The sequence below is a fragment of the Mobiluncus sp. genome (assembly GCF_034180645.1).
Taxonomy (GTDB): domain Bacteria; phylum Actinomycetota; class Actinomycetes; order Actinomycetales; family Actinomycetaceae; genus Mobiluncus.
On sequence record NZ_JAXFNY010000021.1, the window covers coordinates 68026 to 93893 of the forward strand.

The 25868-nt window shown below is 57.3% G+C and carries 11 protein-coding genes; 6 read left to right on the top strand and 5 right to left on the bottom strand.

The window, feature by feature from the left end; genetic code table 11:
• The first annotated feature begins 115 nt into the window (after positions 1 to 115).
• The gene (locus SPI05_RS08375; protein WP_321077665.1) at positions 116 to 1234 is read left to right on the top strand and encodes a sn-glycerol-3-phosphate ABC transporter ATP-binding protein UgpC; all 1119 of its coding nucleotides are present in this window, start codon (positions 116 to 118) and stop codon (positions 1232 to 1234) included.
• Between the two features lie 544 nt (positions 1235 to 1778).
• Here the strand turns inward: SPI05_RS08375 and SPI05_RS08380 are convergent.
• Positions 1779 to 3281 carry a helix-turn-helix domain-containing protein gene (locus SPI05_RS08380; RefSeq protein WP_321077666.1) on the bottom strand — a complete coding sequence of 501 codons (1503 nt, stop codon included), beginning with the start codon at positions 3279 to 3281 and terminating at the stop codon, positions 1779 to 1781.
• Positions 3282 to 3555: 274 nt separating this feature from the next.
• Between SPI05_RS08380 and aceA the strand changes: the two genes are divergently transcribed.
• Together aceA and aceB are read left to right on the top strand one after the other, a co-directional pair.
• Positions 3556 to 4845 carry an isocitrate lyase gene (aceA, locus tag SPI05_RS08385; protein WP_321077667.1) on the top strand — a complete coding sequence of 430 codons (1290 nt, stop codon included), beginning with the start codon at positions 3556 to 3558 and terminating at the stop codon, positions 4843 to 4845.
• A gap of 102 nt (positions 4846 to 4947) precedes the next feature.
• On the top strand, positions 4948 to 6579 hold the full coding sequence (gene aceB / locus SPI05_RS08390; RefSeq protein ID WP_321077668.1) for a malate synthase A: 1632 nt from the start codon (positions 4948 to 4950) through the stop codon (positions 6577 to 6579).
• A 95-nt stretch (positions 6580 to 6674) separates the two neighbouring features.
• Here the strand turns inward: aceB and SPI05_RS08395 are convergent, their stop codons facing one another.
• Both SPI05_RS08395 and SPI05_RS08400 read right to left on the bottom strand, forming a co-directional pair.
• Positions 6675 to 18836 carry a cell wall-binding repeat-containing protein gene (locus SPI05_RS08395; RefSeq protein ID WP_321077669.1) on the bottom strand — a complete coding sequence of 4054 codons (12162 nt, stop codon included), beginning with the start codon at positions 18834 to 18836 and terminating at the stop codon, positions 6675 to 6677.
• A gap of 117 nt (positions 18837 to 18953) precedes the next feature.
• Positions 18954 to 19814 (bottom strand): exodeoxyribonuclease III, encoded by an 861-nt coding sequence (locus tag SPI05_RS08400; RefSeq protein WP_321077670.1) that lies wholly within the window; start codon positions 19812 to 19814, stop codon positions 18954 to 18956.
• A 78-nt stretch (positions 19815 to 19892) separates the two neighbouring features.
• Between SPI05_RS08400 and SPI05_RS08405 the strand changes: the two genes are divergently transcribed.
• Positions 19893 to 21377 carry a glycoside hydrolase family 1 protein gene (locus SPI05_RS08405; protein ID WP_321077671.1) on the top strand — a complete coding sequence of 495 codons (1485 nt, stop codon included), beginning with the start codon at positions 19893 to 19895 and terminating at the stop codon, positions 21375 to 21377.
• Entirely contained in the window at positions 21374 to 22657 is a 1284-nt protein-coding gene (locus SPI05_RS08410) for an MFS transporter (protein WP_321077672.1), read from the top strand. The genes SPI05_RS08405 and SPI05_RS08410 overlap by 4 nt, the downstream gene beginning before the upstream one ends.
• A 5-nt stretch (positions 22658 to 22662) precedes the next feature.
• Here SPI05_RS08410 and SPI05_RS08415 read toward each other — a convergent pair whose 3' ends face one another.
• The gene (locus SPI05_RS08415; protein WP_321077751.1) at positions 22663 to 23490 is read right to left on the bottom strand and encodes an HAD-IIA family hydrolase; all 828 of its coding nucleotides are present in this window, start codon (positions 23488 to 23490) and stop codon (positions 22663 to 22665) included.
• 198 nt (positions 23491 to 23688) lie between these two features.
• Between SPI05_RS08415 and SPI05_RS08420 the strand changes: the two genes are divergently transcribed.
• On the top strand, positions 23689 to 24567 hold the full coding sequence (locus SPI05_RS08420) for an SDR family NAD(P)-dependent oxidoreductase (RefSeq protein ID WP_321077673.1): 879 nt from the start codon (positions 23689 to 23691) through the stop codon (positions 24565 to 24567).
• A gap of 50 nt (positions 24568 to 24617) precedes the next feature.
• Here SPI05_RS08420 and fbaA read toward each other — a convergent pair whose 3' ends face one another.
• Positions 24618 to 25643 carry a class II fructose-bisphosphate aldolase gene (gene fbaA, locus SPI05_RS08425; RefSeq protein WP_321077674.1) on the bottom strand — a complete coding sequence of 342 codons (1026 nt, stop codon included), beginning with the start codon at positions 25641 to 25643 and terminating at the stop codon, positions 24618 to 24620.
• Positions 25644 to 25868: the final 225 nt, after the last annotated feature.

Sequence of the window (25868 nt, forward strand, 5' to 3'; positions counted from 1 at the left end):
AAAGAGCGTGTGAATCTGGAATAATGGTCGGGTCAGCATCGTTGCTGACAAATTTCATATCCAGCCTTTACAACGGATCGTCCGGCGCGTACCTGCCGGTGAAGGGATTATTATTATGGCAACTGTCACTTTTGACAAAGCAACACGTATCTATCCGGGCAACACTACCCCCTCGGTAGATGAACTCGACTTGGAAATTGCGGACGGCGAATTCCTGGTTTTAGTCGGTCCTTCCGGCTGCGGTAAATCCACCTCGCTGCGGATGCTGGCAGGTTTGGAGGAAGTCAACTCCGGGCGCATCCTGATTGGCGACAAAGACGTCACGGATGTACAGCCCAAAGACCGCGATATTGCGATGGTGTTCCAAAACTACGCTCTGTACCCGCATATGACAGTGCGGGACAATATGGGTTTTGCTCTGAAGATTGCGGGCACCCCGAAGGGCGAAATCGCTAAGCGCGTCGAGGAAGCCGCGAAAGTTTTGGACTTGACCGAATACCTGGATCGTAAGCCGAAGGCTCTGTCCGGTGGTCAGCGTCAGCGCGTGGCGATGGGCCGAGCTATCGTGCGTAAACCCCAAGTGTTCCTGATGGACGAACCGCTGTCGAACTTGGACGCGAAACTGCGTGTGCAAACCCGCACTCAGATTGCATCCCTGCAGCGCAAACTGGGGGTCACCACCCTGTACGTGACCCACGACCAAACCGAAGCCCTGACGATGGGCGACCGGATTGCCGTACTCAAGGACGGGATTTTGCAGCAGGTCGGTTCTCCGGATGAGCTCTATCAGCACCCCGAAAATGACTTCGTGGCTGGCTTCATCGGCTCACCTTCCATGAACTTGCGCAAGTTTAAGGTGGAAGGCGACAAGGCGGTTCTTTACGGCGCTTCCCTGCCGATTTCCGCAGAGCAGCGTAGCGCCCTGACTGAAGCTGACGGTGGCGAGGTCACGATTGGGTTCCGTCCCGAAGAGTTGGAAATCACTACCGATACCGGCGATGGTGTGATGCCCATTGTGGTGGACATCATCGAAGAACTCGGTTCGGACGGCTACGTGTACGGTCACCTCGATGGTGCGGAACAAGGGACTTCCGGTTCTGTCACGGAAGATCACCTGGTGGTGCGGGTACCTCCGCGTACTGCCCCGAAGCCGGGCAGTGTCATGAATGTGCGGATTACCCCGGGTCACCAGCACGTCTTTAGTGCCGCGACCGGCAAGCGCCTGCCCGACTAAGTTACCCGCCGGGTTACCCGGTCTGTGCCTCAGGCCGGGTCACGGTTCGGCGAATAACGCAAACTCATCCGGGTGGTTCCCGCTAACTGAGCGGGAACCACCCGTGTATTTCCGCCTGAAATCTTCGCGCCCGCCCTGTCCTGATTCGGATTTTTCCAACGATTTACGCAACAGCCCGAAATGTTAAATTTAGTTGCTGTTTATGAGTGAAACATGTAAATTTGAAAATAGTTCTGCTGGTGGTAGGCCGTTTTCAGTGTCACCCCATCACAACTGTGAAAGCTATTTGAATAAACCCCCTCAACTGGCAGGTAATCAACACCACCAAAACCCAACCACCTGCCGGTTGAAACTGGGCGATTCTGAATTCCAGAATCGCCCAGTTTTTTCTCAACTAACAGTTATCCACCGGCCGGTTACGCCCGCACCCAGAGCTCCGGGACACTCGCAATAAAACCTATTTAAACGCGCCGGTTGCCATATATGGCATACCGAGCCATTAAATAGGTTTAACGCCATAAATTTGCCGGCGGCGTGTTTACCCTCAGTCGTTGGCGTGTTTATCCAGAAATTCATAGACCTCGCGATCATCCACGCCGGGGAAAGTTCCCGGCGGGGTCGCCGCCAGCAAATGTGAGTGAACCTTGACGGAAGGCCAGGCGTAACGCGCCCATTTGGCCTGTAAATCCGCGGAAGGCTCCCGGCAGCAAGTCGCGGCGGGACAGCTGGATTGGAAACGCCGCTGGGTGTCCCGACCGCGAAAGAACTGGGCGTGTTCAAAGGGAGTACCCACCGAAATCGAAAAGTCCCCTGCTCGGTAGTGTTCCAGCTTGGACACCGACCAATAGGTGCCGGTAGGGGTGTCCGTGTATTGATAATACGGAGCTGCCGGGTCGATTTGTTCAAACAGCTGGCGAGCTCCAAATTTGCGGCACGCCAGCTGCCCTTCAATCGAACCGTCATTATGCGTGGGAAACACTACGCCATCGTTGGCATAGGCCTTATAGATAGTTCCGTCCGTGCCAACTCGCAAGAAGTGCGCCGTAATGCCCAGGTGTCGGGTCGCCAGGTTCGTGAACCGGTGGGCGGCTGTCTCATAGGTAACGGCGACTCGGTCAGACAGATCCAAGATGGACAAATCCCGGCGCCGCTTGTCCTCCATCAGCTGGGCGACAGTGGCGGTTTGAGGCATCAGCACAGCCGAAGCGAAATAGTTAGCCTCGACCCGTTGACGCAAGAACTCGTGGTAGGACGTGGGTTTGGGATGATTTAACGCCTGGTCACCCAGGGCGCGAAGAATCAGGTTGCGTTGGTCGCGATCGCGGGCTTCCAGAGAGTTCAGATAGATTCGCTGGTGTTTCAAGTCGGTGATGGAACGTGCCCCCCGCGGCAAGTCGGGCAGCTTGACTATGGAAAATCCCAGGTAGTTGGCAATTTCTTCGACTCCGGATTGCAGCAGCGGCCCGCCGGTGAAACCGGTCGCCTCGGTGATTTCCGTGGCGAGTTGCTCAATGTCAGCCAGGTAGTTGTCTTTGTGGTGCATCTCGATATGCAGCTGTTGATTGGCTTTGCGCGCCGCCTCGGGGGAATCCAGACTGATTTCCGTGATTTGCCGCAGTTTCCGATGGGATGCAACCAGCGCTTTCAACGCGTCGTGAGGCAACCGCGGACCAATATGCACCTGGGGAATGCCCATTTTGACCGCCTCCGCACTGGTCTGGCACTCGTTCAGTTCCAGTTCCAGCGCGGCTCTCTCGTTGGGGGGACTGGGCTGCATCAACGTTTCGACGCTGACCCCCAGCGCCGCCGCAATGGCAGTGAGCAGGCTCAGTCTCGGTTCGCGTTTGCCGTTCTCTATTTGGCTCAAAAGGGAGGTGGCGCGGTTGACCCGTTCCCCTAAGACGGTCAGGGTCATACCTTGGCTGGTGCGAGCGTAGCGAATCCGGGCTCCCAAGGTCGCTAAATCGATATCGTGGTGGCGTTTACCCGCTTCTGCCGGGGGCAAGGGGGCAGGGATTTCACCGCGGACGGGCTTTTTAGTGGTCATCGGCGCACCTCTAAATTCTTCCCCGCGAAGGGGACGCTCTTTCTCACTTATGTGAAAGTTTAGGATTTTTTCACATCCTAATTTTACGCATCCGGGGTCAAGTAAAGCATTTTTTTATCTTATTGTAAACATTTGCATTTTTTTACACTATTTTGCCTTGAAAACGCCGACAACCCAGCGCCACAATAAAACTAATAAAAGTTTTCACTCAATGGCGAGCCTACAACCCTCGTAAGTTCACACCCTGAGTGCCCGACAAGTTAGGAACCGCAAAATGACCGAAACTGCTGAACAACGCATTGCCCGCGTAGGCGCCGAAATCGACAAAGACTGGAAGACCAACCCTCGCTGGAAAGGGGTCGTGCGCGATTACACCGGTGAACAGGTCGCTCGCCTCCAGGGCTCCCTCACTCAGGAACACACTTTGGCACGGATGGGCGCTGAGAAACTCTGGAAGGCGCTGCACGAGAACGACTACGTGCACGCTTTGGGTGCCATTACCGGTAATCAGGCCGTAGAAATGGCCAAGGCCGGTTTGAAGGCTATCTACCTGTCCGGCTGGCAGGTCGCTGGCGACGGCAACTCCGCCGCTGAAACCTACCCCGACCAGTCCCTTTACCCCTACGATTCGGTACCGAAGATGGTCAAGCGGATCAACAACGCCCTGGTGCGCGCCGATCAGGTGGACTACTCCGAAGGCAAGTCCGATGTGGACTACTTCCTGCCAATCGTGGCTGACGCGGAAGCCGGTTTCGGCGGCCCGCTGAATGCTTACGAACTGGCCAAGCATCTGATTGAGGCCGGTGCTTCCGGGATGCACTACGAGGATCAGCTGTCCTCGGCAAAGAAGTGCGGTCACTTGGGCGGCAAGGTGTTGATTCCGACCCAGCAGCACATTCAAAACTTGAAGGCGGCCCGTTTGGCAGCTGACGTGGAAGGCGTGCCGACCTTGCTGGTGGCTCGTACCGACTCCTTGGGCGCGAACCTCATCACCTCCGACGTGGACGAAACCGACAAGCCGTTCTTGACCGGCGAGCGCTCCCCCGAAGGCCACTACTACACCACGGCAGGCGTGGACGTGGTTATCGCGCGTTTGCTCGCTTTTGCCCCCTACGCAGACTTGCTGTGGGTCGAGACCAACACCCCGGATCCCGATGTCGCCCGCAAAGTCGCCGAAGCGGTCAAGGGCAAGTACCCGGACAAGATGCTGGCCTACAACTGCTCGCCGTCCTTCAACTGGAAAGCCAACCTGTCCGACGATCAAATCGCTTCCTTCCAGAAGGACTTGGGCGCGATGGGTTACGCCTTCCAGGTCATCACTCTGGCGGGCTTCCACCAGATCAACTACGGCATGTTCGACCTGGCCTACGGCTATGCTCGCGAAGGCATGAGCGCTTACGTAAAGCTGCAGCAGGCCGAGTTCGCCTCCGAATCTCGCGGCTACACCGCCACCAAGCACCAGCGTGAGGTTGGTGCGGGCTACTTCGACTTGGTGTCCACCACCGTGAACCCCGAATCCTCCACCTTGGCGCTGAAGGGTTCTACCGAAGAAGCCCAGTTCTAATATCGTTGCGAATTCAACCCTCAAACCGGGCGGCGTCCTCGATTACGAGACCGTCGACGCCGCCCGGTCACCCATCTATTGAGACATAGAAAAGAGACACACATGGAACTCCGTCCTGTGAAAGTGGTTCATCCGGTTGTCGACGGCACAGAAGTTGTAGCTGAGCGCGAGGACGAAATCCTCACCCCGGAAGCCTTGACTTTCCTCAAAAAATTGCACGTGAATTTTTCCGGGCGTCGCGCCGAGTTGCTGCGTGACCGCCACGACCGCCGTCAGCAGCTGGTCAATGGGCGGCTGCCGCGCTTCTTGGTAGAGACCAAGGGCGTGCGCGAGGACGACTCGTGGAAAGTCGCCCCGCTGGGTCCCGGCCTGGAGGATCGCCGGGTCGAAATGACCGGCCCAACCGACCGTAAGATGACTATTAACGCCCTAAATTCCGGGGCTGCCGCGTGGATGGCGGACTTCGAGGATGCCAACACGCCCCACTGGGAAAACGTCATTGGCGGCCAGGTCAACCTGCGTGACGCGATTGCGGGCACCATCACTTTTGATTCCCCAGAAGGCAAGCACTACGAGCTAAAGGAACGCGACATCACCAAGCTACCAACCCTGCTGGTGCGTCCGCGCGGCTGGCACCTGGTGGAAAAGCACATCATGGCTGGTAGGGAGCCGATGGTGGGCGCTTTGGTGGACTTCGGTCTGTACTTTTTCCACAACGCCAAGACGTTGATTGAAAAAGGCCGCGGACCGTACTTTTACCTGCCAAAGATGGAGTCTCACCGTGAGGCGCGCCTGTGGGCTGACGTGTTTGCTTACGCCGAAGAGTACGTGGGGATTCCTCACGGCACGATTCGCGCCACCTGCTTGATTGAGACCATCATGGCTGCTTTCGAGATGGAAGAAATCCTCTATGAGCTACGCGATTACAGCGCCGGGCTAAACGCCGGGCGTTGGGACTACATTTTCTCAATCATTAAGAAGTTCCGGGATTCCGGCTCCAAGTACATTCTGCCGGATCGTGCTTTGGTCGGCATGACTGCCCCGATGATGCGCGCCTACACCGAGTTGTTGGTGAAAACGTGTCACAAGCGCGGGGCGTCGGCTATCGGGGGGATGTCTGCCTTTATTCCTTCCCGTGACGCGAGCGAAAACGCTGAGATTGAGCGGAAAGTCCGGGCGGATAAGTCCCGCGAGGCCGCCGATGGTTTCGACGGTTCGTGGTGTGCTCACCCCGGCATGGTGCCCTACATTCGCGACGAGTTCGACAAGGTTTTGGGCACGAACCCGAACCAAATCTCAAAGCAACGCCCCGAGGTGAACGTTACGGCAGAGGACCTGTTGAACGTGTCTGCTACCGAGGGCGCGGTGAGCGAAGCGGGTGTGCGCACAAACATTTCGGTTTCCCTGCGCTACCTGGAATCTTGGCTGGGCGGCAACGGCGCGGTCGGTATTTTCGGCCTGATGGAAGACGCCGCGACCGCCGAGATTTCCCGCGCCCAGATTTGGCAGTGGATTCACAACCGCGTCAAGCTCGACGACGGCCGCGAGGTCACTCGCGAACTGTGCCAGTCCCTCATGGATGAGGAATCCGCGAAGTTTAAGGCTGAAATCGGGGATGACCCGCAGCGTCAAGCCAACCTGACCCGCGCGGTCCAGATTTTTGGCGACATCTCGCTACAGGATGAGTTCCCGACCTTCCTGACCGTTCCGGTTTACGCCAACTACGTGGCCTAGCGCCGCGGATTGCGCAAAAAACGCTGACACACAGAGCCGGTTTTGTACTGTTTGGTACATAACCGGCTCTGTGCTATTTCGCACTAAACCCAGGATTAGCGCAGGGCGCTATAGATTTCGCCACGCACTTTCTCAGTGACCGCGGCTTTCCCTCCGACCACGTCAACCTTGCGGACACTAGCCCGATTACGGGTCAGGAACTGGGTAGTGGGTTTGGTTAAGGTGTCCGGCCTGGTCAGCACCAGAGGCGAACCGGTTCGGGCGGTTAGGGAAGCCGCCAAGGTCGCATCGGGGAAGTCCTTGCCGGTCGCAACGGCAATTCGACCCGGATTCGGCGGGAAGTACGCCGAGGCGACCTTTTCCGCGGTTTCGTAACGGTCGACACCAACTTGCTTCTCATCGAGATGCACCGACTTTTCGGCAGCCGCTACTGCCGGCCCGCCCACTGCAACGACCTTTGCCGCCTTGGCGGAGTTCATCCAGCCTTGGCTGGTTCCATCCACCGTGCGGCGCGGAGTGAGCAACACCACGCCAACATTCTTGATGGCCGCCGATGAAGCACTCAAAGCGTCCGGGTAGTCAACGCCGGTCGCCAGGTACACGTCGGATTTATCCCGGCCACGTGCCGCCAACAGGTGATCAGCGACGGCTCCCGCGGTACGGTAGCGGTCCTGACCACCCAGGCGCTGTACCTGGAATCCGGCATTTTGCAGCTGAGATGCCGCCCCGGCGCTGATGGCACCGGAATTACCGACCAGGATAACTTTCGTAAATCCGTAGGTCCGCAGAGCATCCACAACCCGATGCGGGACTTGTTTAGTCGGGGTCATCAGGATAGGCGCGTTGTAGTTAGCTGCCAAAGGACCGGCGACCAAAGCGTCAGGATAGTCATCGTCACGTACCAAGACCGCCGTATCTGACCACGGCAAGCTCACCTTGCCCGCGTAATCAGCGTAAGCCACCACCAGGTTGTTTGCTTCTGTCGGGGTCGAGGACTTAGCGCTAAAGAAGTCCAGCACTGCCAGAGACGTGCCGATTCGGTCATTCCCTCCGTGACGCACCACCAAGGTGTCGAGGTCGCGCGCCGGATACGTGATGCCAGTAGACGGGCTGAGGGGCGCCACACCGGGACGCGGTTCCGGGGTGGCGGAAGGGGTCGGGTTAGTTGGCTCTGGCACAGGCTTTTCCTTCACCGTAAAGGTCACGTTACGGTAGAACGGGATGGCCACGCCCGGCAGGGTGACGCGAATCACGGCCGTATAGGTGCCAGGACGCGCCGTGTCCTTGAGTGTTACCACACCCGAGTTCGGGTCGAAGGTGAATAGGTGCTCATTGCCGGGTGCTATGGTACCGGACAGTTCCGCCTTGCCGTTGCCGGTATAGACCGGTGAAGAGGAGGTACTGGTACCTTCCGTCACCTCCGGGACTGTGATGTCCGTGGTGACAGGGGCGGCGTGCAGGGGGATGTTGACCGTCTTGGTGACCTTGTAGAGGCAATCAGCCGGTCCCGGTTTGTTCTCGCCCGGGCCATTTGAATTCATCTGGCAGGCGGTCTTGTCCCACACGGTGATGGTGACCGGAATGTTTCCGCCCGAGGCTTTCGCTAGGTCGGCATCGGTGGGCTTCCACTGGAGTTTCACCTGGTTACCAGTGGTCACCAAGTCCATATCTCCGACCTTTGCCGTGTTGTTGGAGGCAGAGGCATCGTCTACCGGATGCTTCGGATCCCACAGTTGGAACCAGTAGCTCCGCGAGCCGCCCTGAGCCAGGACCGGCTTGGAAATTTGGAGATAATCCAGCCCCACGACCGCCGGGTTCATCGGTTCCAAACTCAACGCCAGGTCGTAGGGCGGAATATGCAGGGTGTGGGAAATAATCTGGGTTTGACCGTTGGGCAGGGTGATTCGGTAGGACAACTGATGATCTCCGGCAGCACTCGGAGTCGGGGTTCCCGAAACTGCAATAGAGCAGCTGCGCGGGTCATTGCCGGTACCGGTGCAGTTCAATCCCGTGACCGTGAGGCCGTCGATACTCTCATCGGTAAAGCTGGTGCCGGTAGAGGTGAACTTGCAGATAGTCCCCGTACAAGCAGTGCCGTCCGGGTTCAGTTTCGTAACCAAGGGTTTGGTGGGGCTGTTTACCAGGTCAGCTGGGATTCTAGCCTCCACCAGCGTAGCTGGGTCCGGGCTCACCGGTGCACCAATCTCGGCATCAGTAGTGTCGCCGTTTCCACCGTCGATAGTTACACGGCGCTGGTCGGTGACGTTCACACTGACCACAGCGGGTTTCGGGGCGTTGGCCCCGTTCGGACCTACATACCACACACAGAACTTGTGGGGTTCGCCAGCCGCGTTAACCGGGACTTTCTGGTTACTAGCCAGGGAGATCACCCCGTCGGTGCCAAGCGTCAACCAGCCGGGCATGGAATCCGTGACGGAACACTCATCCGGCGTGCCAAGTGCGCCGGTTGGCTTAATCGTAGAGAAGCCGTGCTTACCGGCGGCGGTCTGCTGTTCTGATGGCAAAGTGCTGGTGTTAACAGGCGGGTTTTGCGGATCCTCTGCTACCAGTTGGGTAGAACCGCTCAATGAAGTCGCCCCTACTGTTGTGTTAATTGTGAGGTCATAGACCTGCGGGGGACGCTTGTCGGCAATGTTCACCGTAATAGCAGCCTTCTTGGTTCGCGGGGTCGTGTCGGAGTCCGCGACCACGAAATTCCCTTCCGCGCTTCCGCCCGGATTCGGAGTACCGTGGATGTTACCTTCGGAGTCCAGCACCAGTCCGGTGGTGCCAATGGGATAGCACACAATCGGCTTGCTGGTCGTGCTTGTTACGCCAGCAGGGCAAGGTACGGGGGAAACCCGGTTTCCACCCTTGTCCTCGACGTAATAGGTGTATGAGTCTTCCCCTTCTGTAACCCCTCCTGTAACTTCCAGCTTCATCTTGGGTAAATCCTTGCCGTTAGCAGTGGTGTTTACCTCGATTTTTTGCGTGCCGTCCGGGTCAGTTTCCACCTTGACGTTGTCGCTGTTTTGGAAAATCAGGTCAGTTTCGATTAGCAGCGGCAGTGTCTTTTCCACGCTCTGACCCGCGCCACCGGTCAAGGTAACTTTGACAGTGGCATTGCCGTCATAAGTTTGGGTCGGGGCACCAGAAATCGTGACCGTACCTCCGGTACAGGTGACCGCAAGTCCGTCTACCGGCGGGATGAGTTCACAAGTCGCGGTAATATCATCGGGACCGTCATAGGTGCCGACCTCTTTACTTACGCTACAAGTCCCATTGTTAGGCTTTTCTCCTGTGGTGGAGCCGTAACAGATACCCCGCTTACCGTCAGGCAGCTTGTTATTGGGCAGGGTCAGGGTCAGTTTCTGTTCCACCGTAATAGAGAAAGTCTTTTTGATCAGCTGGCCGGAGCCGTCAATGACCAAAACCTGAGCAGGATAGGTGCCAGCCGTGACATTCTCAGGGATAGACCCGGAGAGTTTCCCATTAGAGAGCATAAACAGACCCTTGTAGTTTGCCGGCACCGGATTGTTCCAGGCATTAGCTGGAATAGTTCCGCCCAAGTCGGGAATGGGGAAACACTTCGGGCGAGTATCCGACTCGATAGTGCCTTGTGCGGCACAATACACCGGAGGAATGCCCTGATATCCGGTTCTACCATTGAACTTGGCTTTCGCGTCCGCCTCAACAGCAGTTGTAATGTTGGTGGTGGCATCGGCCAGCGAAGTGCTGAGGCTGCCATCCCCGCCCTTAGCTTCGGCATAGTAAGCCGGATAAGGCGCGCCTGGCACCCCGACCGTGCCCAACTTCACCGGATCAGCCGCACTGTTGAACGGCGGGCCAGCCCATTCCAGCTTTTGCACCACCGGAATGTTCACGGTGGCACTACGCACTATCCCATGTCCGTCAGTCAATTTCAGCTCGACCGCCAGGGACGTGGTGCCCTCCGGGATAGTCCCAGTGTTCGTGGATTTCAGCGTCAAGGTTTGTGCCTTCTTGGCCTGGTCCCCCTTCGGCATGGCCGCGGGGGAAGCAGGTGTGGCCGTGAGAGTCAGACCGTGACTGGCTACCTCTGCATTCGAGCCATCGCGGTTGTACGCCGTAACCTTCACAATCTGGTAGTCCGCATTGTTGTCCAGGGCGTAGGTGCCGTCCCAGGCACTATCGTTGTGGAGCAGAGCATCCCCCGCCTGTGTCGTTGACGTAATGGTTCCGCGGTAGTCAACCGTGCCGACTGTGGAAGTGTAGCTACCGTTGGTGGCACGAATCATGCCGTTAGGCGTGCTGGTGTTTAGCTGGAGCGGGGAAGCAAACACGCGCAGCGGTATCGATTTGCTGGCGGTGAGGTTAGTCGCTTGCCCCTCCGAGTTCTGGGTGTCTGCCGTAATCGTGAGGGTAAAGTCCTTTACCCCGGTGACGTCCTTAGCAGCGTAGCCCACAATGGTGCAGTCCGCTGGGGTGTCACACGTGTAAACCCCGTCGTTATCCTTGTCAGCTTCGTTGTTACCTAACATAACTTTGAACTTGTCGGGCAAGCCAGCAATCTTTACCGATTTCAGTGGTGCCGCCGTGGGGTCGGTGGCAGGGTCAACCAGCCATGTCATCACCGGAATGCCCGGTTCAGAGTTATTGCCCAAAGTGACGTGGGTGAAGTCCAGGCCTTGCCAGGCGTAGCGTTCCCGTTCGTTCGTATTGAACTTCGGCTGACGGCTATCGTTGACCGAAATTGTCAGGGTACTATTCACCGACTTGCCGTTATAATCCTTGACGGTAACCTGGCAGGTGACTCTTGTACCTTCACTGAAGGCATTTTCGGGAACGTGGATTTTGCCCTCTGCCACACTCAGGTTGTTACAGCCGCTCAAGCTCACCGTGTCAATCTTTCCAGAGCCGCCGGTCACCCCCATGCTGATGTCTGCCGCTTGCCCGACCTCGACAGTGGCGCTATTCACTGTAATCTGAGGGGTGCGGGTATCGGTCACGGTAAAGGCAACCGTCTTAGGACCAATCTGGCCACCACCAGCATTATCGTTCAGCACCACCGGGTAGTCACCCAGGTTAAACGTGCCGTTGGTGCCCGGTGTATTGGGCTGTCCGGGTTTGAGGGTGCCCACGAGTTTCCCGTCCGGGGTCAAAGCCAGACCGGACTTGCCCAGCGGATAGTTCCCCTGCGAATCAGGCTGGACGTTCTCAATGGAGTACTTCCCGGTCGCCACTGTGTCCCCGTTAGCGTTCTTTATTTCCGGGACGGGCAATACCTGGTTGCTGGAGTTATCAGTCTTAACCGTGCCGTTAGCGTCCAACTCCGGTACGGTGGTGCTTGGCGCCACATTGAAATCGTTATTCGGGTCGGAGAATGCCGAAGCCACCGTGAGCGAGAACGTCTTGGTAATCGGATTGCTGCCCGGCGCACTGGAAGCCACCGTCACGCTAATATCCCGGTTCTTCACCAGTTCTGTCGGCGTGCCGGAAATCTGTCCAGTCTGAGGATTAATGGACAACCCCGCGGGCAAACCAGACGCCGAATAAGTAATGTCAGCCTTCAGACAGCCCTCGGACGAATTCAGCCCATAGCAGCTGTCCCCACTACCCTCTGTCGGAGTAAAAGCAATAATTGCATTGCCAGCATAGAAGTTATGACTGCTCGGATTTGGCTCCGTTGCGGTGAACTTCTCATTCACCGGAATCTTGATAGTGACCGTTATACTGCCCGCCGGATTAGAGTTATCCGTCAGGGTAAATGTGGCCGTAGCCACATTCCCAGCCCCTGTTGTGGGCACACCCGACAGGCACACATCGTTATTCTCAACTTTGATGGTCATGCCAGTGGGCACGCCGGTTGGAGTTCCACTGATCCTATAGGGCTTAGTTCCGCCCGAAACACCCAAGCATTGTTGTTCGTATGCTTTGTCAATGGTGGCGGTGGGCATGGTGGTCTTGGCGACCGACAATCCCTTGCCAATATGCAGGGTGCGGGTGAGGGTTCGCTGAACCCCGTCAGAATCCTTGACGGTAATCGTCACGGAGTAGTCTTTATTCTCATCAGGTATTGTACCGGACAGTACAATATTGCCGCTACTATCGAGAGTGGCTGTGAGGGTATTCGGCAAACCGGTCACACTACCAACCAAGATGTAAGACCCGGTTCCGCCGCTCACGGTCGCTATAGTGGCTGAGTCGTTGCTCAAATCCCGGTCTTTGCTAAGATTCCCGGCATCGTGTTCCGCAACCTTCAGAGTGGACGCTGTCACGACCAGGTTTTTCACGATGGTGGTGGTTTTGCCGTTTTCAGCGGTGGCGGTAATGGTGATGGGGTAGGTCCCAGATTTCCCAGAAGCAATCTTATTGGGCGAAAGCGTGCCGCTTTCGGGGTCGAATTCTACCCCCTGGGGCAGCCCCTCGACGGTCCATGAGGTAATCTTCGGCCCGTATTTGGTCGTACCCTTTGGCAATTCTGTCCAGCCCTGAACGCTCTTACCTTCCGTCCCGGTCAGGTCCGTGCTGGAACTGTTCGTCAGGCTGCTCAAGTTCGGTACTCGGTTGTCCTTGACCGCGTAAGTAATGGTGGCCGGCTCGCTAGTGTTACCGTTCTTATCCGTCACCGTCACACTAAACGTACCGCCCTCCGCGCTGGTGACGTGGCCAGGGCCGGGCTTTCCTGTAACGGTCAGTACATTATTGGTCAGCGTGAGACTCATCCAGCTAGGTTTGCCAGAATCTGAGACGCTCGCGTATTGCCCGGAGCCATCGCTAACCGGTATGACCTGGTTCACAGCAGTGTCTACCTCGGCGTTTATCGTGGTCGCGGTAACCTTGGGCTTACGGGTGTCCGCGATAGAAAACACCAGGTTGGATTTCTTGGTTTGCGCCGGGGAATCCGAATCGGTAACGCTCACCACTACGGCGGCGCTGGTACCGGGCTTCGGGGTGCCCACGAGCTCACCGGTGGACTTGTCCAGGAACAATCCCGTGTCACCCAAGGCACAGTTGCCGGAGGCATCGGTATTGTCGCAGGGCACAGTCAGATAAGTGTACGGACTGACTCCGCCCGTAACCAAAGACGGGAGCGTCAATGAGTTGCCGGTAACGGCGTCCTTGTCCAAGCTAATCCCGATAGTGGGCAGATTACTGACAATCTTGCTCGAAACCTTATCCCAGGTCGTCTGGTCGATATTGTCAGGTTGCGTACTACCGGAAGTTTGTTTCAGGATTACGCCTGTAGGCACGCCGCTCGGATTATCGATAAATTTCAGGTCAGTGACTACCGGGATAAATGCTTCTACGGTGACGGTTCGTCCCGCCGCCCCAGTCACGTAAATGTTCAGGGAGGATCCGGGCACCATCGTCTTGGGCCAGGTTCCGGTCAGACAGATGTCTCCACCCGCGTTGGTGGTCGGGGCGGTACCGCACCAATCAGCTTTTAGTTGTTGGGCGGGATCGGTAACTCCGGCGTTATAGGCGTCCAGCCCTTCCACCCGCAGATTGCGGTAAGGTGCAGCGCCGCCGGACACGGTGGCAATCTTAAGTTTTCCGTTCGTCCCGACCGGCTGTTTCTTAATGCCCTGACACGGGTAATCGGCTCCGCTCTGCGGCTTTGCGCACAGATTAGTGAGCTGCAACTGCGGGTTAATGACCAGCGTTTCCTTTGCACCTGCGGGCAGGCCGGCTTTATGCTGGGCGCTGTCGGTGACCTCCAGTTTAGACAGGTCAATAGTGCCCGCCACCTTTGGGGTTCCGGTGATGCGCCCGTCACGTTCCAGGCACAGCCCCGACTCCACGCCTTGGTCGGTCTTTAAAATCCATCCGGTACAGCTGAACGGAGCTGTAGCTTTCTGATGTTTAGAGTCTGCCGGGAAGCTAAATCCGTAGCTACCACTACCTCCCGCAGCGGTGAACCGGAAAGTTGAGCCGTCCTTCTGCTGATATACCGCCCCAACGGCGGCGCTGGGCAGGATATAGCTTTCAAAGTTCAGCGGCGGATAAATCTCCGGGGTAAACACCCGGTCAATGCTGACCGCGGCAGTACCCGTTCCAGCACTCACCCGCAGGGTATAGGTTTCGCCGTTGGTTAGCGCACCGTCACGACAGGTGAGTTTCGGTTTGGAACCGCCGGTATTCACGCTGCAGCCGGTGACTGGCTGACCGTTCGAGCCGATAACCTGGTACGTCTTGGTGAGGCCCTCGGCACCGGTGGCGGGGTTAAAGGTCCACTCATAAGCCTGTCCGGTGGTTCCTCCCGGTGCGATACCCGGCTCGAATACCAAAGAGGTAGGCGACACTGTAATCTTGGCGCTAAATTCGGTGGACCATTTGCCGTTTACACCCAACGCTTTCAGGGGAACCTGATGTTCCCCGACGTCGCCCTTAACTGGGGTGCCGGTCAGCGTTCCGTCCGGATTGAGGCTAACCCCATCGAACCCGGGCAGTTTTTGAGCTGTGCTGGGGCACCCGGAGGTTTCAGTCGGTTTATAGTTAGAAGGCACAAAGCACTTGATAACTGGGGATTGAGTCGAGTCAATCGCCTCGGTTACTTTTGCCGTGTCGGGCACCCGAATGCCTTGTTCCAGAATAATTGCCACGTTATTGTTGGTTTTTGGAATGCGCTGGTCGGTAACGTGAATCAGGAGGGTGACGTTACCCTCTAACCCGTTAGCTCCCTTAACTTTCAGGGTGACAGAACCGCTATTGCCTGCCACCGCTTCATGAGTTGCAGTTAAGGTGTACTTCCCGGTGTCAGAGTCAATCGTGAGAGTGACTCCCTCCGGCAGCACTTTGGTGTCGATTTCATATTTTTGGGGCGTGCCCGAGGGGTCGTTTACCGGCAAGAACCCGGTGACGGTTTCCCCTACGTTTGCCGTGATGGAAGCACCCTCGGCCACACTCGGACGCCGTTCATCGACCCGTTTCAGGTTCAAGCCGACATTCACCGAACATCCACCTGTGCAAGAAACCATATCAGCATCGGTCACCACCACCCGCAGCTGAGGGAACGAGTCTTTGCCCATAGTCGCCCCCACCAGTTTGCCGTTGCTATCCAGCAACAGGCCGGAAGCGCTACCATCCGCATTGGGAACCTGGTAGCGACCCCCGGAAGGGGTGGCATCATGCCATGAACCGCTACCGTCCTGGTATTGCAGTTTGTAACTGTAGGGTGAAACCCCGCCGGAAATGCCAGCCGCAGAACTCACGTCCAGCAGCGGCTTGTTGGAAGTGTAGGTCGTTCCGCCCTGAGCAGTCGCGGACAGGGTATCTGTTGTCGCCTTCAGGTCAGTTTTGATGCGCAGCTGGAAAGTGACGGTAGTCGAGGAGCGTTCCGCCGCAGTGCCGTCTTTGCCCCGCAGGTAAACCTTGACGTTCACCCCGTCTGGCGTGGTGGTTTCCAAAGGCTTGCCAGTGATTACACCATTGGCGTCCATGGTCAAGCCGGCCGGCAAACCGGCAGCGCTGAAAGTGTAATTCGCGAAGTTCCCGGTACCGCCCGACAGATAGGGCTTTACGTCCTGCGGTCCGTAGCTCAATCCTTTCGTACCATCGGGCAGGTCCGCGCTGTTGCCCGCTCCGGGGTCGGTGTCAGCCACGATTTGGGGCAGCAGCGTCATCTTTAGCCAGCCCTCCGACCCGGTCAGGGTGGTCAGGGCTTTCACTTGGGGCAGGGTGTATTTGGCGCCGTTTAAGGTGCGGCCATTTTTGTCGGTGTATTTCACCTGCAGGTAATAGGTCGTAGCCTTGGACACGTTCGGGGTGCCGGAACAGAGAATAAATTGCCCACCGCCGGAATTATTATTCTGGATTTCACATTTCACCCCGCCAATGTTTCCCGCTTGTACCTCGTGATTGTCGCCGTCATAGACTTTGAGAATTTTGGCTTCGGTGTAGGTATTGCGAGGCAAAGTAGTACCGCTAACCGTCAATTCATTAGCCGTGGGTTCCCCACCGGAAACCCAAATCACAATGGGAGTTCCGTTCGCGTTCTGGTACTCACTGCCACCAGAGCCGGTGGGTAGCTGGGCGCGCTGCAAAATCATGGGCGAGCCGGGGTAGATCTCATACTTCACAGCGGGGGTGACCCCACCGTCCTCGTCGGTGGCTCTCACCCAGAAAACAGCAGATTTGTGCTCTTGGGTGGTGCCGGTGACTTGGCCGGTCGCTGGGTTAAACTTCAAGCCGCTCTCAGTGTTGCCGTTACGCAGGCTCACCATCCCGTCCGTGCCGGGCACGAGCGCGGCGCTGCTCTGTCCCGGGTCAGTGTCGAACACCTGATAGGTGAAGTGCCGGCCTTGCCAATCCGGGAAGGGCGAAACCAAACCGGAGTAGGGCACCCCGACGGCGGGGAACTTTTCCAGCGGGGAGTACTTGCTCACCTCAGAATCCGGAGTCCCCGGTTCTATCTGCGGTTTTAGACGCGGCTCGACTGTCCAAGGCAGATACTGCACTGACGTGTGCGATTTGCCCTCTTTGTCGGTGAAGGTGAATTTGACCCACAGCGAGTGAACCCCAGATTTTTCCGGCGTACCGCTAAGCGTGCAGCCGTTACCCGTGCTCTCCCGCTTCAAGCCGTAAGGTAGGGAATCTGTGGCGGCCGCGGTGTCAGTATTTGAAACCACCTGGCAACCGGTGAGCTTAACCAAGTTATCAGCCGGTGCCTTCTTGGTGATTGTGAAGGTTCCCGGTGTGTTCGCCGCTCCCTTGCTGATTTCAAGTTGAATCGGTTTGTACAGGAAACTTTGCGAGGCCAGCACCTGCCATTCGGGATGTTGAGAGATGTTTTTAGGAACGACATCGACCCAATATTGCTTAAAAGTGTCGCCAGTCAGTTCCGTGTCAAAGGTCACCGACCCGCTGCCTTGATTACCTTGTGCTGTAAATGTTTTGGACTCGATGGGTTCTCCCGAACCGTTATCGCTCAACGTTCCGGCGTACAGATGAGCCACCAGCGGGGTGTTCAGCGGCAATCGGCTGTAATCCACTGTGACTTTATCCCCATAGAAGGATTGGGTACCCGAATCTGTTCCCAAACTTTCCCCGTGGGGCAGCAGTTGCATTTGCAGCGGCCGCAACAGTACCCGAACGTTATCCTCCCAGCGGGTGCCGGTCCAACCCTGGTTGGCGCTGCCGAGGATACCGTTAAGCGTAGTTCCCCAGCTATCAACCGCGGTGGGGAACGGACTCCAGTAGGCCATCCGCTTGGGCAACGGTTGCAGACTTACGGTGTCTTGCGTACAGGTCCCTTTGAACACCTGGAACTTCATGTTTTTAAGATCAACATCGTTGTTAAAGTAAATCGTCCAGTTAGGGGTTTTACCGTCATCATTTGATAGGTTCTTGGTAGTGGTGCAGCGAGCCTCGACACTGTTGTCTTTATTTTTCACTGCCGCGACCACCACATAGCCTTCGACCGGGGTGTTCACTGGGTAATCTTCAATGTTCGCTCGCCCCACGTAAGCATTGCCGCCGCCCCTGTTAAGGGTTTGGTTTTCCCAACGCACATAGCCCTGCAAAGTCTTTTTCTTTGCTGCCCAACCGGTTGCGGGTGGTGCAGCAAGGGAAGGCTCGATAGTTACCCCGTTTCCAAGCAGTTCCTCTTGCGACTCCGCGACTTTAATGAGCCCGATATTCATCTGGGATACCTGGGTAGAGTTCCTGCCTACGGAAAGGAAACCCCACTGCATCATCTGGCTGGCAGTCCAGTTGAAATCTTTCCTGGTGGAGTAACCCTGGATGACCCCGCCGGTGCGCTCCGAGAAAGTCAGACGGTATCCAGGAACCTGTTCGGGGTTAATCCACACCTGGAGACGCTGTACCTTGCCTTCGCCGGGGCGGAATTGTCCCAGTTCCCCGTTGTAATCAACGAAGTCGCGCATTTTGATGGCATAGTTCGAGGACCGCCCAGTTTTTGAATTTGTTTCGACAGAGGTGGTGGTGGTTTTGAAAATCGGCGACCACGCCCCATTATTGGCCTGGTAGCGGGCAAATACATGGATACCAGCAACGAGCTCCTCACCATTGTCATCAGTCGCACCAGCGCGTTCCCCCGAGAGATAGGTAACGACTTTCCCGGTCACCACCCAGTTATCCTGCGGGGAAGCATTGGATTCAATCGGTTCGCGTCCCCCGATAATCCAAGTCGGCAGGTCAATCACACCGGGGAACGCGGCACGTTCCTGCGCCACCGCCATAGTTGGAAAAACCAGCCCCAACAGGGTCAAAGCCAACGCGGTGCCCGCGACAGTCAAACGCCGCAAGATGCTCATCGTTCCCGCCCCCTTTTTTCTTTAAAACTTAACTACTTCTCACACTACAAGAATCATATCGGCACTACGGGGAGAAATCTTAGGGAAAAGTGAAGTCGTTTTGGGACTGACCAGGATTTATTCAAAATCCACGACCACCGGAGCGTGGTCGGAGGGCTGTTCCCCATCACGCTCCGCAGTATCAATAAACGCGCCGGTCACACGGGAAACCAGGCGCGGAGTAGCCAAGGCAAAGTCGATTTTCATGCCTTGGTTACGCCGCCAGCGGGCACGTTGATAATCCCAGTAGGTCCAGCCGGGAGCGAATTGCCGGGTAATTTCGGTCAGATTTCCTGGCAAACCCGCGATGAGGTCATCGTGGAGGGTGACCGCGTCACCGACCGTGTCGGGGTCCAGGAGCTTGGCAAACACTTGCCGCTCCGGTTCGGAGACATGGGTCGCCTCGACAAAGTCCGCCACGTCCCACACGTCCTCGTCACGCGGAGCCACGTTGAAGTCCCCCAGGTAAAGCCCCAAACTCTCCGGATCTGTGTCCAGAGTGCGAATCACGTGGGAACGCAGGGAATCGAGCCATTTTAACTTGTACTGGTAGTGAGGGTGGCCGACTTCGCGCCCATTGGGAACATAGAGCGACCAGCACTCCACCCCGGCCACGCGCACCCCCAACACTCGTGGTTCCAGCTGGGGCGGTTTGGGCGGGACAGAAAAGTACGGTTGGGCGATGGCACCGTAAAACTCGGTACCCAGCAGGTGAGCGCTAATCCCCTGGCGCACCGCCACCGCGACCCCGTTCCACTGATTCAAACCGTTGACAAATACTTGGTAACCTGCGGTTTCAAAGGCGGCAGTAGGGAACTGATCGTTGCGGCACTTGATTTCTTGCATCGCCAAAACGTCAATGTTTTCACGTTCCAGGAACGCCGTCACTCGATTCAAGCGAGTGCGAATCGAGTTCACGTTCCAAGTCGCTATACGCACCGTTACCTCCCTAAGAACCAGCGTTTCCAGTCTACCGAATTCCCATTTTCCCTGGGCAAGGATGACTATAATTGCCTTATGGAGAGCAAATTTGAAAAGGTCTGTGACCTGGCACGTGAACTCGCATTTCCCCCAGACTTTGCCTTCGGCACTTCCACGGCTTCATATCAGATTGAAGGAGCCGTCAACGCCGACGGACGCCAAGAGAGCATCTGGGATACTTTTGTCCACACCCCCGGCAAAGTCATTGATAACACAACCGGCGACACCTCTTGTGACCACTACCACCTGTTCAACCGCGATGTGGAACTGATGCGACAAGCTGGCCTGAAACACTATCGCCTATCCCTGGCTTGGCCGCGTATCTTGACCGCGGCGGGGACACCGAACCAGGCTGGAATCGATTTCTACAACCGCGTCCTAGATGCCCTAGCTGAGGCAGACATCGAAGTCATGGCGACGCTGTATCACTGGGATTTGCCCCAAGCCATGCAGGAAAAGGGCGGCTGGCTCAATCCCGAAACCACCGCCATGTTCCTGCGCTACGCCAAGGTCGCCTACGAAGCATTCCATGACCGGGTGAGGCACTGGATTCCCATTAACGAGCCGAACGTCCACACCCTGCTCGGCCACGCTATCGGGATTCACGCCCCCGGTCTGACGCTTGGCTACCAGGCGCTTGGCGTCGGACATGCCTTGAACTTGGCTCACGGGGAAACGGTGCGGCTACTGCACGGTTTGGGTGCCTCGTCAGTGGGTTGCGCCTCCAACCACACCCCGGTCTATCCAGCCGACACCAAAAACCCGGTGGACGTACAGATGGCCGGTCTCTATGACGCGATTTACAACGACTTCTTCGCTTCGGCCATGTTGAAAGGATCTTACCCGCAGGCGGTTCTGGACCTCATCGCCCAGGAGGTCAACCCCGAGACTGCTGCAACCATGAGCGAGCAGGTCAAAGGCGCATGCGAGCCCCTGGAGTTTTATGGAATCAACTACTATGAACCGGCCGTAGTGGTCTCACGACTGCCCGGCGACGAGACGCCTCCAACAGCCGCACCCGCGGCCGCACCCCCCTTGCAGGCCGACAACGCCAATCTGTACGTGATGCCGGACGATATCCCCTTCACGATTGAATCCCTAAAGATGGAGGACCGCACCAGCTTCGACTGGGCGATTTATCCTGAAGGACTGACCGAAATCCTGGTACAGCTCCGGGAACGCTACGGGTCGGCCTTGCCCCCAATCATTGTGACCGAGGGCGGCGCGGCGTTTACGGAAACGGTCACCACCGACGACTCCGGTCAAGCGCGGGTTCATGACCCGCGGCGTATCGACTACCTGGCCCGGCACTTCCAGGCTGTCGCGGCGGCTCGCCAAGCCGGGGTAAACGTGGCCGGATACTATGTTTGGTCTCTGCTGGACAACTTTGAATGGGCCGACGGCGAAACCCAGCGGTTCGGACTGATCTACACGGACTTCGCCACCGCCGATAAGACCCGGATTCCCAAAGATTCCTATTACTGGTATCGAGACTTGATTGCGCAGGTACGCCAGCAATGAGCGCCGACCCCGCCAGCTCCGCGCGCTCGGGACGCTTTCACGCCCAAGTTCCCGCCGACGCACCTCTGGAAAAACCTCGGCTAAGGTGGCGCGTCAGCGTTTCCGCAGCGAACCTAGCCGTCTACACGGCCTGGTTCGGACCTATCCAGGTGCTGCTGGGGTTGCAAGCGGCCGCTGTCGCCCCGGACTATAAGGAATACGTACTTTCGCTGGTCACCGGTGTCGGAGCTTTCGTCTCTGCCCTGGGTAACCCGTTTTTTGGGGCGCTCTCTGACCGCACGACTTCCCGCTTCGGACGCCGTTTGCCCTGGGTATTTTGGGGAACAATTCTGGGGGCGCTGGCCTTGACTTGGCTGGCATTTTCCCATTCGGTGTGGGCCATGGTGGTCGCTTGGGCGCTGGTGCAAGCCTGCCTAAACGCTATGTACGCAGCCATCACCGCCACCGTGAATGACCAGGTGAAAGTGGAATACCGCGGTCAAATGGGCGGCTGGTTGGGAATGGGGCAAACCTTCGGGGTGGTCGCGGGAACGGGAATGGCCTCCGCTTTCGGCAACCTGACCTGGGGATACCTGGCCTGCATTGCCCTCCTCATCGCTCTGGTGATTCCCTACCTGTTCACAGCCCACGACCGTTACCTCGTCGAGAAACCCGCGCCCTTCAATCTTTGGGCCTTCCTGAAACGATTTTGGGTATCCCCCCGGCGTTACCCCGACTTTGCCTGGACCTGGGTCAGTCGTTTCCTCATCAACCTATCTAACTCCCTCTGCACGCTTTACCTGCTGTTTTACCTAATGGATGCGGTGGGCTACGCACATCCCGACTTCGGAGTTTTTGTGCTCTCCGGCCTGTACGCGCTGATGACCGTGGCGACGACCCTCGCCGGTGGAACTATCTCTGACCGGATGGGGAAACGCAAGCCCTTGGTGGCGTTCTCTGGCCTGACCATGGCGCTATCGGGTCTCAGTCTGGCGTTCATCCAGACTTGGGAAGGCGCGCTCCTGGGGGCGTTTTTACTCGGGATAGGCTACGGTATCTATGTTTCCGTAGACTTTGCGCTGGTCACTCAGGTGCTGCCGCCAACCAATGACGCGGCGCGCGACCTCGGAGTTATCAACATCGCGGCCGCTTTGCCTCAGGCCCTGGCTCCCCTGCTGGCCGCACCGCTGGTAAAAGCGTTTCCGGATTACACCAGCGGTTATATGGCGCTATACATCTTCGCGGCCCTCATCGTGCTGGTCGGGGCCGCGCTGGTGTATAAGGTCAAGAGTGTGCGCTAAACAGTTCACACCCTGGCAATGATGTCGGCAATCGAATCCACGACTTCGTTAGGCCGATAAGAAAAATTAGTGATTTCTTCGCGTTCTGTGGAACCGGTCAACACCAGGAACGTATACAGGCCGGACTCTACCCCCGCCAACATATCCGTATCCATCCGGTCGCCAATCATGGCAGTTTCCTCGGAGTGGGCGCCAATCTTGTTCAATCCCGTGCGGAACATGACCGGGTTGGGTTTGCCGATAAAGTACGGATTCTTGCCGGTAGCGGCCGTAATCATGGCGGCGATTGCGCCGGTGGCAGGAATGGGGCCGTCCTTGGTGGGGCCGGTCATGTCAGGATTCGTGGCGATAAACTTGGCACCCTTGTTGATGAGTTGCACCGCCGTGGCAATCTGGTCGAAAGAATACGAGCGCGTCTCGCCCAACACCACGTACTCCGGATCTGTGGAAGTCATAACATAGCCCGCCTGGTACAGGGCGGTGGTCAAACCGGCTTCGCCCACCACATAAGCGCTGGATTTCGGGGACTGGGTTTTCAGGAAAGACGCGGTGGCCAGCGCGGAAGTCCAGATGCGTTCTTCGGGAACCTCCAGGCCGGAAGCCGCCAGACGTGCGGAGAGGTCGCGAGGCGTAAAGATGGAGTTGTTGGTCAAAACCAGGTATTCCCGACCCTTGTCCCGCAGGGCTTGCAGGAAATCAGCCGCACCTGGAATCGCCTTGGTTTCATGCACCAGGACGCCGTCCATGTCGGTCAGCCAGTACTTGATGGGTTTCATGACCGGGGTGATTTCCTTTTCCCGGTCCTCTTTCGTGCCGAAAGTCGCGTCCATCATCGCTTCAAGTTTGTCAGCTGTTTGGCTTTTCAATGTGTTCCCCTCAATTATCTTCGGTCCCCAGATTCTGGGGAGGCGACAGAACCCCAACGCCGGAACACCGGCAAAGACTACCGGACGCGCCGGCTTTGGCAACTCAAACGTTCACTTATAAGGTTATGCAATAGAAGAATTTATTGCAATGATTGGGTGATTTTTGTGGCGAAATGGGCGCTGATTACGGGGGCTTCCAGCGGTTTAGGTGAGGAGTTTGCCTGGCAATTGGCTGCCGAGCCGCTCAACGTCGTACTGGTCGCCAGGCGTCAAGACCGTTTGGAGGCTTTGGCGCAGCGGATTCACACCACTCTAGGCGTCGAAACGGAAGTTTTGGTCGAAGATTTGTCCACCAAGGCCGGTCAGTATGCGGTCATTCGCCGCCTGCGCGACGACTCCCGCCCGGTCGCGGTGCTGGTCAACAACGCGGGTTTTGGTTTGGGGCAAACTTTTGTGGGCGGAAAGTGGGACCGCGAGGACGAAGCTCTAGAGGTGATGGTGCGGGCCTTGTGCCGGCTGACGTTTGAGGGAGCACAAGCGATGGGGTCGCGTACCCATCGCCGCACACCCGACAAAGTGGAACGGTTGTTACAAAAATTGACCGGCCAGCCCGCGCTGGGGAAAGCCTCGGGCGGCGGGGTTATCATCAATGTTTCCTCCGCTACTGCCTACACCGCTATGGGCACCTACGCGGCGATGAAGACGTGGGTGCGGTTCTTTAGCGAGGCTGTTTCTACCGAGCTGCGCGGCACCGGCGTATCCATCACCGCCGTGGCGCCGGGACTAATGAAAACCGAGTTCCACCAATCAGCCCAGATGAACGCCTCGGTCTGGCCCGAATACGGCTTTGTCGACCCCGAAACAGTCGTCAGAGCCGCCATCGAAGCAGCTCGCCACCGCCGCGTCCTGGTCACCCCGACCGTTCGGTACAAAATCGCGATGGCGGGCGCGCGCCTGGCTCCCCGCTGGCTGATGCGCGCCCTGTTCAACTCCCGCCTATTCTCCCGGGCGCTGAACCCCGAACCCAAACGAAACGCAAACTAAAAAAACGGAGGGGAACCCAGGCGGGCTCCCCTCCGTAAGACAGACGCGGTTTACTTCATCTTGGTTCCGACCGAACCCAGACGCTCGCAAGCCTCGACGACGCGCGCGGCCATCCCGGCTTCTGCCGCCTTGCCCCAAGCACGCGGGTCGTACTGCTTCTTAATGCCGACTTCGCCGTCAACCTTCAGCACGCCCTCGTAGTTCTTCATCATGAAGTCCACGACCGGACGAGTGAACGCATACTGGGTATCGGTGTCAACGTTCATCTTGATGACGCCATTGGCCACAGCGGTGGCGATTTCCTCGGCAGAGGAGCCGGAGCCGCCGTGCATCACTAGGTCGAACGGGCGGTTGCCGGCGTTGAAGTGCGCGCCGACTTCCTCCTGAATGGTGCCCAAGAGTTCGGGACGCAGCTTGACGTGGCCCGGCTTGTACACACCGTGGACGTTGCCGAAGGTCAAAGCGGTCAGGTACTGGCCGTTTTCGCCCAAGCCCAGCGCTTCGACAGTCTTAATGCCGTCCTCGGTGGTGGTGTAGAGCTTTTCGTTGATTTCCCCGACAACGCCGTCTTCTTCGCCACCGACGACGCCGATTTCCACCTCGAGGATGGTCTTGGCCGCAGCCGCCTTGGGCAGCAGACGCTTGGCGACCTCAAGGTTCTTTTCCAGAGGAATGGAGGAACCGTCGAACATGTGGGACTGATAGAACGGCAGGCGGCCAGCCTTGACTTCCTCAATCTCCAGGTCGATGAGCGCTTCGGTCCAAGAGGCCAGCTTGTCCTCAGTGCAGTGGTCGGTGTGAATCGCCACGTTAACCGGGTAATTCTGAGCAACTTCACGAACATAAGCCGCCATAGCCAGCGAACCCGCCACGCGATCCTTAATCGTTGAGCCAGACCAGTATTCCGCACCGCCCACGGACACCTGAATGATGCCGTCAGATTCGGCCTCAGCAAAACCGCGCAGGGCCGCTGTCAGGGTCTGGGATGAAGTGACGTTGACGGCAGGATAAGCGAACTTGTTTTCCTTGGCGCGCTTGAGCATTTCCTTGTAAACATCAGGGGTTGCGAGTGGCACTGTTATCTCCTTCTCGGGTTATGATTTGAGTCGTTTTTGACGCTTATATTCTTTCACTTTTTCTCACGTTTTTCCGTTAGTTTCAGGATTTTGTATTTTCAATAGTCTCCCCGGGTTGCGCTTGTCGTTCACGTCGACTTGCCCTAAGGCGAGCTAAGGCACAGATAAGTTACAGTTAAAAACTTCTCCAAAACGACCGCAGCTCAACATTTGCGGAACTAGACT